The organism is uncultured Chitinophaga sp. (genome assembly GCF_937898475.1).
GTDB lineage: Bacteria > Bacteroidota > Bacteroidia > Chitinophagales > Chitinophagaceae > Chitinophaga.
The window spans coordinates 15,926-32,175 of record NZ_CALEJS010000032.1 but is presented as its reverse complement, the minus strand read 5'-3'; the positions used below and the strand labels follow the sequence as shown (position 1 = coordinate 32,175).

Sequence of the window (16,250 nt, the reverse complement as noted above, 5' to 3'; positions counted from 1 at the left end):
GCTTTCAGCATACCAGTTGAAAGCTAACCGCCAATAACTTTCTGTTAATAATCTATTGTCTCGGAGTCAAATATCACCACCTTATCCCACAGGTGCTGGCAGTTCTCAACAAATGCCTTGTGAATGGGATGCTCCTGGTAGATATCATGATCTTCAATGCTGTTGAACACCGTCAGCTCGCAATAGCTGTAGCTTTTATCTATCACAGGGCGATCTGTGCTGGCAGGCTTGCCCAGGTTAAATACCTGGATCGTTTCTATTGCGGCCAAAGAACTTACGCCATCCTCAAACTTCTTAATATCTTCGGCGGAAAGTCCGGGTTTGAGGTAAAAGTTTACCACGTGTACAAATTTCTTATCCTTCGGTTTAAGCATATCAATCATTTTTTGCGGTTCCCAAGTTAGCCGTTGTATTTTTAAAAATCAACCCGTCTTTCATAACAAAGCTTACACGGCCCATGCTTTGTATATCCTGTAAAGGGTCTCCGTCTACAGCCACAATATCTGCCAGCTTGCCGGGGGTAATGCTGCCCAGCTTATCTTTCATACCCAGCAGGTCTGCTGCCTGTATGGTAGCCGCCTTAATGGCTTCCATGGCCGGCATGCCCGCTTCTACCATGTAGGTGAACTCCAGCCAGTTCTTGCCGTGCACATATACACCTGCGTCTGTACCAAACGCGATCTTCACACCAGCTTTATAGGCCTTGGCAAAAGTGCCCTGTAACCTGGGGCCAATAGAAGCTGCTTTTGGCTGCACCAAAGGGGGATAGTACCCGGGAATTTTGGAAGAGTCTGCAGTAGATTTTCCGGCGATGATAGTGGGTACATACCAGGTACCGTATTGCTTAGCCAGGGCCATGGTCTCATCATCCATGAAGGTGCCGTGCTCTATAGAGGTGATACCGGCGCGGATAGCGCGCTTCATACCTTCTACCCCGTGTGCATGGGCTGCCACGGCAAACCCGTAATCTTTAGCCGTTTCCACAATCGCCTTCAGCTCTTCTTCCGTGAATTGCGGGCTGCTGCCGTCTTTGGCAACGCTCAGCACACCGCCAGTAGCGGTGATCTTGATAAGGTCTGCCCCATTTTTATACGCCTGGCGTACGGCTTTCCGGCATTCGTCAGGGCCATTCACCACACCGGATTCAGGGCCCGGATCACCCATCAGGTCACGGCGGTATCCGTTGCTGGGGTCTGCATGGCCTCCGGTGGTGGCAATGGATTTGCCGGCAGTAAATATTCTCGGCCCCTTTATCAGGCCTTTATTGACCGCGTTGCGCAACGAGATATTCACCCCGCTGCCGCCAAGATCGCGTACGGTTGTAAAGCCTGCCATCAAAGTGCGGTCTGCAAACACTACGCTCTGGAATGCGTAGTCGGCAGGGTTCATCGTGAACTTTTCGGAATAGGCGTTCTTGCTGGTTTCTGATTCCATGTGCACATGCATGTCCATCCAGCCGGGCGTAACAGTTTGTTTACGCAGGTCAATGATTTTGTCCTGGTCATTGCCTTTTACAAATCCGTCTTTTACATCACTGATCTTGTTGCCGGTGATGATAACGGATACATTTTTACGTGGTGCATTGCCGATGCCGTCTATCAGCGAACCGCAATGCAGGATCGTGTGCTGGGCACTGACGCTGCTGAGGCCCAGCGCAAACAATACGGTCAGTAAGTTGGTCTTCATACAACAGGTACTGGATTTAATGGTTGACAAAATGAGTAACTAACTATGTTGTGCTATGTATTTACGAACGCTGCGCAGGTTCACCGCATACACCAGCAGCAATACCAGTATGGCGGCTGCCAGCGTGCCCGACCCCGGCCAGGCAGATACATACATGGAATGCGCCGTTAGCAGGCGCGCTGCCTGCCATTGCAACAAGGCTACCAATAGCAGGGCAACAATACCGGTAACAAGATATAACGGTGCAAACTGCCGCATCAGGTAGCGCCTCAGCTGCCCGGGCCCTGTACCCAGCATGATGAGCAACTGTATCTCCTTTTTACAGGAGGCGATCACGAGCTGAATGAACATGCTGAACACCAGCAATGCAAACAGCAGCAACACCACGCCAAAGAAGCCGATCACCGATACAATGGTTTGTACGATCAGCTTTGTCTTACTGTACTTTACTTTGTCCTGGTTGGTGCTGTAGCCATTCTCTTCCAGGAAACTGACCAGCGCCGGGTTGGCCGGATCACGGGTTTTGATCACCACTCTTGACGGCGCAGCAGCTGTTCCGCTGCCAAAACGCCGGTTGGCCCATTCCATAAATGTTGCGGGCACCAGGAAGGAGGAGATACGATCAGAAAACCCAACGATCCTGCCGGTGAACTGTTCAGACAGGAGCCCCTTTGAAATAGTGATCTTTACCGGCAGGTTCTTTACCGTTTCCTGCGATACCTGTGGAAGGTTCTGGCTCAGCGCAAATCCGAAATTATACAGGTTCAGAAAATCATTGGGAAGGATAATGGGGATATTGCGCGCTCCTTCTTCCCATTGCCATTCGTCGTTCTTTACATCGATAAATGAATCAGGTACCGATTCAAAAAACATGTCTGTATAAAACTGCAGATCGCCAGGGGCAGCAGCTGTTACCTTGAACTGGCTGGAGCTGATGAAGCCGGCAGCTTCCACAAAGGGTTGCTGTCTTATCTTCTCCATCTCTTCCGGCGTGAACACGCTTTTTTCCGGCTGTCCCATCATGGCATTTGTGATCTTTTTGTTGATCACCAGGAAGTCTGCACTCTCGTTCTGGTTTTGCCGCCCGTACAGCAGCTGGCTGAAATTGGTATGGGCCTGTATGGCTATCAGCAACAGCACCATGGCAATACCCAGACCTGTAGTGGCCATCAGGAGCCGGGCCTTACCTACGCCAGTTTGTATGATCTTCTTTAATAGCGTGAAAAAAGGGAACATGTGATCGGCTTTTAGCTCATAAATTCATCTGCACATCGTAAGGAAAACGGGCATCGCTGTCCAGGTCTGTCAGAATGAACCCGGCCTGACGCGCCCTGCACTCTGCTGCGATCAGTGCCGCCGCCCGCTGTGCATTCTCTTCATCAAGATGACTGAAGGGCTCATCCATCAGCAGCCATTTGAAAGGCTGTACCAGGGCCCGTATAATGGCAATACGCTGCCGCTCTCCGTAAGACAGGGTACGGCCGCTCTGCCGCAGCACATGGCTTACCTGCAGTTTAGCCGCCATCTCTTCCACCTTTTCGCGGGTACAATAGGGTTGCGGCAGCATCACCCGTTTCAGTTCAATATTTTCCAGCGCCGTCAGCTGCTCAAACAGCCGGAGGTCCTGAAAAATAATGCTGACCTGCTGCTGCCGCATGGCAGCGAGTGCTTCTTTATCATAATCCTGCCATGATCTTCCATTAACGAGCACCTTACCCGTATAGTCAAACCGTACATGATACAGGTAATGAATAAGGGTGGTTTTGCCGGTGCCGGATGGCGCTTTGATCTTCACAAACTGTCCCGGCGGGAACTGAACATCTTTATTCCAGATATCTGAATCCCTTTGTTCCAGTTTTTCCCGCAGGGGCAAAGGTATCAGGCGTTGCAATTGGATCAGCATATATTCGATAAACCTAAAATGGACGAGCGCCATCTGTTGATAGCGCTCGTCCTGATATGGATATAATCACTTATTGTCCGGATGCTGCAGATGCGCTGTCTGCCTGCATTGCATCTGCAACGGCAGCAGCGGCGGCGGCGGCGCCTTCCTGCTCGTGTTCCCTGTAATATTTGGCTACAGCCGTACCCAGGTTCACCAGCTGTACCAGGCTGTTCTCCTGCCCATTTCTGAAGGTCAGGATCACCTGGGATTCCTGTAGTTTGCCGTTAAAGGGTTGGCTTACGGCCTTCAGGTCTTTCAGCAGGCTCTTTGCCTGCAGGGCCAGTGGCTTACCATCTTCCGGTATCTCATTCTCAGGAATATTTTTTACCAGTTTCTCGATGTTCACATAAGCGCCCATCGGGTTACCTTTTATTTTACCGGCAATATCGCCGTCCAGCTTTGCTTTGCTTTTGCCTGCCAGGTATTGCTGCAGCCACATACTGTCTGAAGCGGCCGTTATAAATTTATCTGTGACAGACAAGGCAGGCATGTTAGGAATTTGCTGTTCCAATACATAGTTGTCGCCTTCCTTATGGAAAATGTTGCTCAACAGCGAAGAGTTCATCAGCTTTTCAAAAGCTGCTTTGTCACCAACTTTCATGGCAAATACCCATTTGCTGTCAGGACGGGTAGTGCTGTCCTGCGGGAAATACGCCAGGGGTTTCTTCTTTACGGAGAAATCAGAAGCCGCAAAGATCATCTGTCCTTTAAAGGCATTCAGCACATCATCCAGCGTAAGACCGGATTTACCCATCATCATATTCACAATACCGTCTGTACCGGTGCTTTTAATAATATCGCCTACCATGCGCAGGTCAAAACCGTAAGCCAGGAACATGTCTATAGAATCGCCCGGATACTTTTCAAGCATATCCACATCCAGCGCATTGTTGCCGTACTTTTTATAGATGTCAGACATTTCTTTACCCGCATAAGACTTGCCGTTCATTACCACCTGTCCATTGTCAAAGTTCACAGAACCGGCATAGTAACAATCCTCCAGCAGTTTCTTTAAATTGGCCGGCAGCATGGTTACCTGGTTATTGTAGATCACTTCGGGGTGGATGAAGAAAGTCATGTCAGCACTTTCTTTCAGCAGACCTTTGAATGCCTCAATGGAACCTGCTGTTTCGCTGTCCTTCAGGTGGAAGAGATTGTCCAGCACCCCGGCCCATTGCTCTTCTATTGCCGCATCAACGGTAACAAGGGCGGCTGGCGCGGCAGTGGCTGCATCGTCCTCTTCTTCATCTATACTGTCCTGGTCATCCGGGCCAGGAATGCCGGGTACCGGTACTCTTCCTTTGTTTTTCAGTTTGTCCAGGTCAAAAGGTTTCAGGAAAATCACGCTGGACTTTGTCCATCCAACAATAGATTCGTTATCCTGCAACCAAGCATAGGTAAAATCGTTTTGGGTTTTGGAGCTGAAACCGGGGCTGTTCTCTTTCATGAAAGCCTCAAATTTCGCGGCATCTTTCAAACTGCCGGTAAAGCTGGCATAAGACTGTTTTCCCGGTCCGAACACCATCGCTGCAAAGAAATTACTGTTCAGGTCCACGCCGGAGTCCTCCAGGCTTTTCAGGGCCTTGGCAGCCTCGCTGCTGGTGTCTTTACCCTGCAGGGCGGTAAAAAGTTTGTCTACCGTTATACCGCTGGTAATCAGCTTCTGTACGATCTGCTTGCTGTTCACCCCCACAACAACCCCGGCAGATTTAGGGATGTGTTTGCTTTCTTCAGGAATTTTGGAACAACTGCTGAACACAATTGCCGCAGTAAGGGCGGTTAACAGAACCCGGTAAATTGTACTGTGCTTGAAATGCATAAGAAGGGATTCAAAAGATTTAAAATATGATGAATACCGTGAAATTACAGAAAAATACTCCCCTGTGCGCACAATAAGACAATTCCTCCGATTGTTTTATACCTTTGCAGAACGGGTTTTAACTATTCCTATTAACTGAACACTAAGAACAGCGCCAACATGTTCCTCATTTTGTTGCAATACATCCGGCCGTTAACGGCTATAGAGCACTATCTTGATGCCCACAATACATTTCTCGAAAAGTATTATCAAAGCGGACAATTTATCCTGTCTGGCCGCAGAAAGCCCAGGTCTGGCGGATTAATTCTCTGCAAAGCCTCCAGCCGCAAGGAAGTAGAAAAAATTATTGCGGAAGACCCGTTCGATAAATATCAGCTGGCACTTTACGAGATCATTGAATTTGAGCCTACTACCTACGTTAATGAGCTGCAGTCCTACCTTTCCTGATCCTGCACAGTGATGTTTTAAGTAAGCCTATACCTCGTACCACCTTTTTATAAGTTGTAACCCACATCTTCGGTACCTTCCGGGGCATGGGGATTTCTTTTTCTTTAAAAAAGGTTGCAATCGAATGTAAAAGTTTGTACCTTAATTGCACCGGGGAGTTTCCCGGGTGTATTCACGTTATAAAACAAGCGTTATGTTGTCTTGCTGTTGTAGCATGATGTTGCCCGTAGTGTAGTGTAGATAATTTCCGCTTTTATTGCCGAAACCAGATATTGTGAGCTTCCACGTTGCTCAGGGGGAGAGGTGTGCCCGCACAATCCTGCATCGCTTCCCCGCCCTCGCCACACGCAGAAGTCCGTAATATAATCTATCAACCATCCTTCTACACTTAAAACCAGCGACTCATGAATGTTCACGTCAATTTACGTCTGCCGCTACGTGCTGCCCTATGGCTGCTCCTATTGCTGGGCGTAACACCTGCTTCTGCCCAGCAGAAAAAGATCACCGGTACGGTTACCGATGAGAAATCACAAACCCCGTTGCCCGGCGTTACCGTGGTGGTAAAAGGCACCAACCGTGGTACCGCCACTACTCCCACCGGCACTTTTGCCATCGACGCCAGACAAGGCGAAACCCTTGTATTTTCTTTTGTGGGTTATAGTCCCAAAGAAGTATCGGTAGGTGAAAGCGCTACCATGAACGTTGCCATATCCGAGAATATCGGCAACCTTAATGAAGTGGTGGTAACCGGCTATGGCAGCCAGTCTAAAAAAGACATCACCGGCGCAGTAGCGACGGTGGATGTCAAGAAACTGCTGTCCACCCCGGCCTCCAACATCGGTCAGGCACTCCAGGGCCGTGTTGCCGGCGTTACCATCGGCACAGACAACAGCCCCGGTGGTAATGTAATGGTACGTATCCGCGGATTTGGTACCATTAACGACAACTCTCCGCTTTACATTATTGACGGTGTGCCCACCAAAGGCAACCTCAATACCCTCAACCTGGGCGATATAGAATCCACCCAGATTCTGAAAGATGCCTCTGCCGCCTCCATTTACGGTTCCCGGGCAGGCAACGGAGTAGTGATCATCACCACCGTTAAAGGTAAACTGGGAAAACCCAAGGTGAGCTACGACTTTTACTACGGCACCCAGCGCCCCGGTAAATTCCTTGACCTGCTCAATACCGAAGAATATGCCAACCTGCTCTGGGAATCCCGCAAAAATGCCGGTAACGTAGGGGCCAACGGCAACCCTACCCACGCCCAGTTTGGTAACGGAGCCACTCCCCGCATACCGGACTACATCTTCCCCGAAGGGGCCATGGAAGGCGATCCCCGTGTGAACCCCGCAAACTATACAACGGATATCGAAAGCCCTGACTTCAGGAAAAGCAAATGGCTCATTACGCGCGCCAACAAAACAGGCACCAACTGGATGGACGAGATCTTTGATCCGGCCCCTATCCAGAACCACCAGCTGAAAGTGTCCGGCGGCAGCGAGACTGGCCGCTACGCTATGTCGCTCAACTATTTCAACCAGGACGGTATCCTGATCTACACCGGCTACAAACGCTACTCTGTACGCGCCAATACGGAGTTCAATGTTTCCAAATCCATCCGTGCGGGCGAGAACTTCCAGGTAGCCTATGGCGAGCGCGTAGGCCAGCCGGCCGGCAACCAGAACGAAGGCAACCCCATCTCCTTTGCTTACCGCATGCAGCCCATTATACCAGTTCGCGACATCATGGGTAATTTTGCGGGTACCAAAGGCGGTGATCTTGACAATGCCAAAAATCCTGTGGCCGCCCTGTATCGCAATAAAGACAACCTGTCAAAAGAGCTCCGTCTCTTCGGTAATGCCTGGGCGGAGGTAGACATTCTCAAGAACCTGACCGTACGTACCAGTTTTGGTGTGGACTTTAACTGGCTGAACTACAAGAACTATGTGATCCGCGACATAGAATCCAGCGAATCTGCCAGTGTAAACAGCCTCACCATCAATACCAACTACGGCAATACCTGGACCTGGTACAACACACTTACTTACCGCTTTGACCTGGGCACCATGCACCACTTCAACATCCTTGGTGGTACAGAAGCTATCTCCAGCATGTTTGACCCGCTCACGGCAGGCCGCCAGCGCTTCTTCCTGGATGACCTGGACAACCGCTACCTGGATGCGGGCAACGGTAGTACCGCCACCAACAGCGGCGTGTACAATAACTGGAGACTGGCCTCTGAATTCGGTAAGATCAACTATGGATATAATGATAAATACCTGGTAGACTTTACGCTGCGCCGCGACCGCTCTTCCCGTTTTGCCAAAAGCAACAACGTGGCCCTGTTTCCCGCAGCCAGCGCCGGATGGCGTATCTCTGAAGAGGCGTTTATGAAATCAGTTACCGCGGTGAACGATCTTAAACTGCGTGTAGGCTGGGGTAAAACCGGTAATCAGGAAATCGGGAACTACACCCCTTATACTACCTTCTCTACCAACCCAACCAACTCGTTTTACGACCTGAACGGCTCAAAAACTTCCTCCCTGCAGGGATATGAACTGAGCCAGTTCGGCAACCCCAACGCTAAATGGGAAACCACCACCAGTACCAATATCGGTCTGGACGCTACCATGCTGAGGGGTAAACTTGGCTTTTCCGTAGATCTTTACCAGCGCAAAACCAGCGACATGCTTTTCCCGGTAGAGATACAGTATACACAGGGCCAGGCCACCAACCCCTTCCGGAATATTGCCACCATGGTGAATAAAGGGATAGAACTGGGACTGAACTACTATGGCGATGCCATGAAAGGCGACTTTACCTACGATCTGAGCGTAAATGTCAGCGCCTATAAGAACGAAGTGCAGAAAACCGACGGTAATCCCAACACCCGCTTCTTTGGATTTACCACCCGCCTGCCGGCGATGACGGTTACACAGGCAGGCCATCCCATTTCCTCTTTCTTCGGGTATGTGATCGATGGTATCTTCCAGACAGATGATGAAGCCGCCAAAGCACCGCTGCAGTTCAGCAACACCCTGGGCGCCAATAACAAGGCGGGGCAATTCCGCTTCCGCGATGTGAATGGCGATAATAAGATCGATGCCAATGACCGTACCATCATCGGCAGCCCTCACCCGGATTTCACTTACGGCTTCAACGCGGAAGTTAAGTACAAACAGTTTGGCCTTACCCTCTTTGCACAAGGCGTTCAGGGTAATCAGCTGTTTAACTATGTAAGGTACTGGACAGACTTCCCCACGTTTGCAGGCAACCGCAGCCGCCGTATGCTGGAAGATTCCTGGCGTCCTGGCAAAACAGACGCTAAACTGCCACAGCTCCGCTCTAATGACGTGATCAGCAGCAACCCTTCTACCTACTACCTGGAGAATGGTTCCTATCTGCGCGTTAAGAACGTTATGCTTTCCTACAACCTGCCTGAAAGCCTGCTGAAAAGGCTGGGCATCAGCTCATTGAAAGTATATGTACAAGGCCAGAACCTGCTCACTTTCACCGGTTATACCGGTCTTGATCCGGAGATCAACCTGCGTAATTACGATCCTAATAACGACCGTCATATGGGCGTGGACGAAGGCGCATACCCGATGTCCAAAGTGTACCTGGTTGGAGCTAACCTTACTTTCTAAACACCAAACTATCTGTTATGAATACACGCAAATTAATATATACCGCGATGCTGCTGGCCCTGTCAACGGCCTGCAGTAACAGCTTCCTGGATCTCAAGCCCAAAGGCGTGCTGCTGCCTGAGCAGCTGACCACGCCCAATGGTGTAAATGCACTGCTTATTTCTGCCTACTCCCTTTTAGACGGTGTAGGCGCGGGTAATACTGTTTACCACAGCTCTGCCGACAACTGGGTGTACGGCAGCGTAGCTTCAGACGATGCCTATAAAGGAACCACTGCCGGCGACCAGCCCGCCATCAGCTTCATTGAAGTGTACAAGATCCTGCCGGATAACGATTATTTCCGCGGTAAATGGCGCGCTGTTTACGATGGTATCGCCCGTACAAACGATGTATTGCAAACACTGGCCCAAACAGAAGCCATCGGCGACGAAGACCGTGTGCGCATCACGGCAGAGTGCCGCTTTCTACGCGCACACTATCACTTCGAGGCCAAGAAAATGTGGAACAAGGTGCCGTATATAGATGAGACCATTTACAACCCGGAAGACCCGGAAAGCACCAAGGTTACCAATACAGAAGACATCTGGCCCAAGATCGTGGAAGACCTGCAGATGGCCTATCAGAACCTGCCCCATCGCCAGTCTCAGCCCGGCCGCGCCACCAAATGGGCTGCAGCCGCACTCCTGGCCAAAGCATATATGTTTCAGCACAAATTTACAGAGGCTAAAACCCTGCTTGACCTGATCGTAACCCAGGGCGGTTACCGGCTGGTAGACCGCTATGCAGACAATTTCCGTGCGGCCACCAACAACAACCCGGAATCCATCTTCGAGGTACAGCACTCCGTAAACGATGGCGCCCCCGGTGGGCAGAACGGTAACGAAGGCGTTACACTTAACTACCCCTACGGCGGTCCTACCAACTGCTGCGGATTCTTCCAGCCCTCACAAAACCTGGTGAATGCCTTTAAAACAAACAACGGCCTTCCCATGCTGGACAATTTTAACGATGCAGATGTAACGAACGACCAGGGCCTTGAATCCAATGCGCCCTTTACGCCTTATGCAGGCACCCTGGATCCCCGGCTTGACTGGACCGTGGGCCGCCGTGGTATTCCCTACCTCGATCACGGCCTGCACCCGGGAAAAGCCTGGATCCGCGACCAGGCCTATGCAGGGCCCTATTCCCCCAAAAAGCACATGTTCTATAAGTCAGACATCGGTAATGCCACTTCTACCAACAACCCGCGGCAGAACGCGAATAACTACCGCATCATTCGTTATTCCCATGTGCTCCTGTGGCTGGCAGAATGCGAAGCCGAGGTTGGCTCCCTGGAACGTGCCCGTGAACTGGTGAACATGATCCGCCAGCGCGCCGCCAACCCCGATGGCTTTGTAAAAATGCCCGATGGCACCAATGCCGCCAACTACAGCATTAGCCTGTATACTACCCCATGGGCAGACAAGGCTGCCGCCCTCAAAGCCATCCGCTTTGAAGATCGCCTGGAATTTGCCATGGAAGGTCACCGTTTCTTTGACCTGGTACGCTGGGGCATTGCCAAAGATGTATTAAATGCCTACGTTGAAAAGGAAAAACTGAAACGCACTTACTATAATGAAGCTGTATTCGGAGATAACAACATCTATTATCCTATTCCCCTGCAGGAAATTGTGAACAGTTCGAAAAACGGACAACCCACACTTACGCAGAACCCCGGGTACTAGTGTAAACAGCTATTTAGAAGAAGGCCGTTCGCCAGCTGGTGAACGGCCTTCTCTATATACCGGAAGTGCAACATGTCGCATAATACCCCTAATAAGTCCCATACCACCATTTTCACTTCCTTATTTCCTGCCTATGTTTGTATCATCAAAACAAAATAATTCTACAACTAAAAAAATAGCAGCATCATGGAAACAACAGCCAACAAATCAATCACCGTTCAAAGCACTGTTAATGCACCGGTAGAAAAGGTGTGGAAATACTGGTCAGAACCCGCCCACATTATGCAGTGGTGCCAGGCCTCTGACGACTGGCATGCTCCCCATGCAGAGAACGACCTGCGCAACGGCGGTAAATTCAGCACCACCATGGCGGCTAAAGATGGCAGCTTCAGTTTTGATTTCAGTGGTGTTTATGACAATGTGGAAGAACACAAGCTGATAACATACACTATGGGCGATGGCAGGAAAGTATCCATTGTTTTCACCGCTAAAGGAGACCAGACGGAAGTAGTGGAAACTTTTGATATGGAAAACACTCACTCTGAAGAAATGCAGCGGAGCGGCTGGCAGGCAATACTGGACAATTTCAGAAAGTATACGGAAACGAATTGATCATCCTCTGAAAATATGCTGACTTATATTGCCAGGCCGCTGTTAAGGTTGAGCGGCCTGGCCGTAAGGTTCAGCCACTACTGTTAACTACTGTTAACACGTTTCAACGCTCCATCCTCCCTGCCCACCGATACTAAGCGCCCATTTACCGACAGCCCTTCACCCTCCCTCCCCTTATCTCTAGTTTTGTTGAATGGCAAAACTGATTACCGGAATATTAGGAGCATACGTGCTGGTTGCCGGTTGTAAGGGAAAAGCAGAAACGCCGCACGCTACCCCTCCACCCAATCCGCCTGCTATAGTGGACGTCATTGTGACCAGCACCACCCCTGTGAACAATACCATAGAGGCCAGCGGCACCATTGTGGCCAATGAATATGCAGAACTGCATCCCGAAATAAGCGGCCGAATTACCTATCTCAATGTGCCCGAAGGCACACAGATCGCAAAAGGTACACTCATTGCCCGTATTAATGATGCAGACCTCCAGGCGCAATTAGAAAAGTCCAAAGTACAGCTGGACCTTTATCAGAAAACCGAAGAACGCGACCGCAAACTGCTGGCCATTAACGGCATCAACCAGGCAGATTATGACCTGGCCCTCAATAATGTGAACAGCACAAAAGCAGATATAGATTATACCCAGGCACAGATAGATAAAACCATTATCCGCGCACCCTTCAATGGTATCATTGGCTTGCGCCAGGTAAGCATCGGTGCCTATGTAAGTCCCGCTACTGTGATCGCCACCATTCAGCAGCTGGATAAGATCAGGGTGGATTTCACCCTGCCGGAGCAATACAGCAATGTAGTGAAGAAAGGTGCAATAGCAGATGTAATGTTAGATGCAGCCGGTAACATTCACCGCAAAGCACAGATCATTGCTGCAGAGCCGCAGATCACTCCCACCAGCCGCAACCTGAAAGTGAGGGCCGTGCTGGAGGACGGCAAAGGTCGCCCGGGCGCATTTGCAAAAGTGTACATCAACGCGGGAGCCGATGCAAAGTCTATCCTGGTGCCTACCAACGCCATCATCCCCAACGATAAGAACAACCAGGTCATTCTTGTAAAGAACGGCAAAGCCACTTTTACAGATGTACGCACCGCCGTAAGAGAAGCAAATAATATTGAAATAACAGAAGGTGTAAACCCCGGTGACACGGTAGTGGTCACCGGCGTGCTATTTGCCAGGCCGGGTGCTAAACTGAAAGTACGCAGCGTAAAAACGCTGACCCAGCTGGCAGCAGAACAGCAATAACATCGTTAGACGGAAACCAGACTTAAGACAGTAACCATGAATATTTCTGAACTGTCACTGAAGCGCCCCGTGCTGGCTACAGTGATGAACCTGTTGATCATTTTGTTCGGGGTAATTGGATACAGCTTTCTCGCTTTAAGGGATTATCCTGCCATAGACCCACCGGTGATCACCGTAAGCACAAACTACACCGGCGCTAACCCGGACGTGATAGAAAGCCAGATCTCTGAACCGCTGGAAAAACAGATCAATGGCATTCCCGGCATCCGCACCATATCATCCACCAGTTCCCTGGGCAATAGCTCCATTACCGTAGAGTTTAACCTGGGTGTGGACCTGGAAGCCGCCGCCAGCGATGTGCGGGACAAAGTAAGCCAGGCCACCCGCTCTCTACCCCTGGATATAGATGCCCCTCCCGTAGTGACCAAGGCAGACGCCAACAGCGATCCTATCCTGATCCTTGCCGTACAAAGCCATACCAAAAGCCTCATGGAGCTGAGCGATTATACAGATAACGTGCTGCAGCAGCAACTGCAGACCATCGACCAGGTAAGCTCCGTTAATGTGTTTGGCGATAAGAGCTACGCTATGCGCATCTGGCTGGATCAGGCCAAAATGAACGCCTACAATATTGCCTTTAACGATATCAGTACCGCGCTTAATAACGAGAACGTACAGCTGCCCGCCGGTAAGGTATACGGCAACAATACTGAACTTACCATCAATACCCTGGGCCGCCTTACTACTGAAAAGGATTTCCGTGATCTTATCCTGCGCGAAGACAGCAGCGGCATTATTCGCCTGAGCAATGTGGCGCGGGTGGAACTGGGCCCGCAGATAGAAGAACAAAGCTGGAAATACAATGGCGTAAACGCCATTGGCCTGGCCATCATTCCCCAACCCGGCGCCAACAATATCCTGATCGCAGATGAATTCAACAAACGGCTGGAGCAGATCAGAAAGGGAAATAAAACTGACGTGGAATTTCATGTGCTGATAGACAACACCCGTATCATCCGCCAGTCGCTGGCAGAAGTAAAGGAAACCCTGCTCATTGCCTTTGCACTGGTGGTGCTGGTGATCTTCTTCTTTTTCCGCAACTGGCTCATCGCCATCCGGCCGCTGATAGATATTCCGATCTCGCTCATCGCTACCTTCTTTGTAGTATACGTGGCAGGCTTCTCTATCAACATCCTTACCCTGCTGGGCATTGTACTGGCCACAGGACTGGTAGTGGACGACGGCATCGTGGTCACGGAAAATATATTCCGCAAACTGGAACAGGGAATGCCCATTCACAAGGCCGCGCTCGAAGGCAGTAAGGAGATCTTCTTTGCCGTTATTTCCACATCCATCACGCTGGCAGTGGTATTTATGCCGGTGCTCTTTCTGCAGGGCTTTGTGGGCCGCCTGTTCCGCGAGTTTGGAGTGGTACTGGCCACCGCCGTGATCATCTCCGCCTTTGTGTCCCTCACCATTACGCCGGTATTGAATGTATACCTGAACCGGAAGAAACCCGGGCATGGATGGCTGTACGACAAAACAGAGCCATTCTTTACCGGTATGGAAATCGGCTATAAGCGCATACTGCAGGGCTTCATGAAATTACGATGGCTGGCCTGGGTGATCATTGCCGTTTGCGGCATCATCATCTGGCTCATCCTCCGCAGCATCCAAAGTGAGATCGCTCCGCTGGAAGACCGCAGCAGCATCCGCTTCTCCGTTACACTGCCCGAAGGATCCAGCTTTAACTATACGCAGCAGGTAACAGATCGCATTGCCAATTACCTGTATGATTCCATACCCGAACGCGACTTTGTATTTGCCAGAACGCCCGGCGGCAACGGTACGGTAATGAATACTTCCCAGCCCCGTATCGGTCTCATAAGTCCGCGCGAACGAAGCCGCAGCCAGAATGAAATTACCAACGACCTGCAGCAAAAGCTGCGCCGCTTCAATGATGCGCGCATCTTCGCCATCCAGGAACAAACCATCGCGGTGGGATCAGGATCCAAAACCAGCCTGCCCGTACAATTCGTGCTGCAAAACCAGGACTTGAACAAACTGAAAGCGGTGATCCCGAAATTCCTGGATGAAGCGCGGAAGGATAAAACCTTTTCTAATGTGGATGTAGACCTGAAGTTCAATAAACCCGGTGTAGAAGTCAGCTTTGACAGGATCAAAATCAAAGACCTGGGCCTCTCTACCAGCGATGTGGCCACCGCCCTGCAATCAGCCTTCAGCGGGGGCAGGCTGGCCTACTTCATCATGAACGGCTACCAGTATTATGTGATCGCGCAGATGGAAAGAGGGGAAAGAAATACACCGGCAGATATCACTAATATTTATGTGCGCAATAAGAATGGTGATAACATCTCCCTTTCCGCCGTTGTGCATATCAATACCAATATCAGTCCCTCTACCCTCTATCACTTTAACCGCTACAAGGATGCTACCATATCTGCGTCGCTGGCGCCGGGCAAAACCATTGGCGATGGTATAAAGGCTATGCAGGCTATTGCCAACCGTTTACTGGACTCCGGTTTCCACACATCGCTGGCAGGCGCATCACGTGACTATGCAGAAAGTTCCTCCAACATTGTATTTGCATTCACTTTAGCACTGATCCTGATCTACCTGGTACTGGCAGCACAGTTTGAAAGTTTTATCGATCCGCTGACCATTATGCTCACTGTGCCGCTGGCGCTGGCGGGCGCACTGTTAAGCCTGTGGATATTTCATCAGACACTAAATATTTTTTCAGAAATAGGTATGATCATGCTCATTGGCCTGGTTACCAAAAATGGTATCCTGATCGTTGAGTTCACCAACCAGAAACGGGAAGCCGGTATGTCTAAAACCGAAGCGGTGATAGAAGCAGCCTCTCAGCGTTTACGCCCTATCCTCATGACCAGCCTGGCCACCTCCCTGGGCGCGCTGCCCATTGCCCTCAGCCTGGGCGCAGCATCCACCAGCAGGATACCCCTGGGTATAGTAGTGGTAGGCGGCATTTTATTTTCACTGGTGCTCACGCTCTTTGTAATACCGGCCGTATACACTTACGTTTCCGGTAAGCACAAAGCGCATGTTCCCGTAATAAACGAATAAG

At 50.4% G+C, this 16,250-nt stretch carries 11 protein-coding genes; 6 read left to right on the top strand and 5 right to left on the bottom strand.

The features are described 5' to 3' along the window. Window positions 1-44: 44 nt before the first annotated feature. The 5 genes from Q0577_RS19685 to Q0577_RS19665 form a co-directional block, all read right to left on the bottom strand. A complete protein-coding gene (locus Q0577_RS19685; protein ID WP_298739324.1) occupies window positions 45-374 on the bottom strand; it encodes a Dabb family protein in 330 nt (109 codons plus the stop codon). A gap of 1 nt (window position 375) precedes the next feature. Next, window positions 376-1,686, bottom strand: coding sequence for an amidohydrolase family protein (locus Q0577_RS19680; protein WP_298739323.1), 1,311 nt, complete (start codon window positions 1,684-1,686; stop codon window positions 376-378). 39 nt (window positions 1,687-1,725) lie between these two features. After that, window positions 1,726-2,922: an FtsX-like permease family protein gene (locus tag Q0577_RS19675; RefSeq protein ID WP_298739321.1), complete on the bottom strand. Its 1,197-nt coding sequence runs from the start codon at window positions 2,920-2,922 to the stop codon at window positions 1,726-1,728. A gap of 16 nt (window positions 2,923-2,938) precedes the next feature. Then, window positions 2,939-3,589: an ATP-binding cassette domain-containing protein gene (locus tag Q0577_RS19670; protein WP_298739318.1), complete on the bottom strand. Its 651-nt coding sequence runs from the start codon at window positions 3,587-3,589 to the stop codon at window positions 2,939-2,941. Between the two features lie 70 nt (window positions 3,590-3,659). Beyond that, complete coding sequence (locus Q0577_RS19665; RefSeq protein ID WP_298739317.1) at window positions 3,660-5,450, bottom strand: DUF4836 family protein; 1,791 nt, start codon at window positions 5,448-5,450, stop codon at window positions 3,660-3,662. Window positions 5,451-5,609: 159 nt separating this feature from the next. Here Q0577_RS19665 and Q0577_RS19660 point away from each other — a divergent pair, with 159 nt between their 5' ends. The 6 genes from Q0577_RS19660 to Q0577_RS19635 all read left to right on the top strand — a co-directional run bounded on the left by Q0577_RS19660 (window position 5,610) and on the right by Q0577_RS19635 (window position 16,249). After that, window positions 5,610-5,897 carry a YciI family protein gene (locus Q0577_RS19660; RefSeq protein WP_298739315.1) on the top strand — a complete coding sequence of 96 codons (288 nt, stop codon included), beginning with the start codon at window positions 5,610-5,612 and terminating at the stop codon, window positions 5,895-5,897. A gap of 404 nt (window positions 5,898-6,301) precedes the next feature. Beyond that, a complete protein-coding gene (locus Q0577_RS19655; protein WP_298739313.1) occupies window positions 6,302-9,547 on the top strand; it encodes a TonB-dependent receptor in 3,246 nt (1,081 codons plus the stop codon). A 17-nt stretch (window positions 9,548-9,564) separates the two neighbouring features. Beyond that, window positions 9,565-11,271: a RagB/SusD family nutrient uptake outer membrane protein gene (locus Q0577_RS19650; RefSeq protein WP_298739312.1), complete on the top strand. Its 1,707-nt coding sequence runs from the start codon at window positions 9,565-9,567 to the stop codon at window positions 11,269-11,271. Window positions 11,272-11,457: 186 nt separating this feature from the next. After that, entirely contained in the window at window positions 11,458-11,883 is a 426-nt protein-coding gene (locus tag Q0577_RS19645) for an SRPBCC family protein (protein WP_298739311.1), read from the top strand. A gap of 193 nt (window positions 11,884-12,076) precedes the next feature. Beyond that, a complete protein-coding gene (locus Q0577_RS19640; protein WP_298739310.1) occupies window positions 12,077-13,141 on the top strand; it encodes an efflux RND transporter periplasmic adaptor subunit in 1,065 nt (354 codons plus the stop codon). A 36-nt stretch (window positions 13,142-13,177) separates the two neighbouring features. After that, window positions 13,178-16,249, top strand: a complete 3,072-nt coding sequence (locus Q0577_RS19635) for an efflux RND transporter permease subunit (RefSeq protein WP_298739309.1) — start codon at window positions 13,178-13,180, stop codon at window positions 16,247-16,249. Window position 16,250 lies beyond the last annotated feature (1 nt).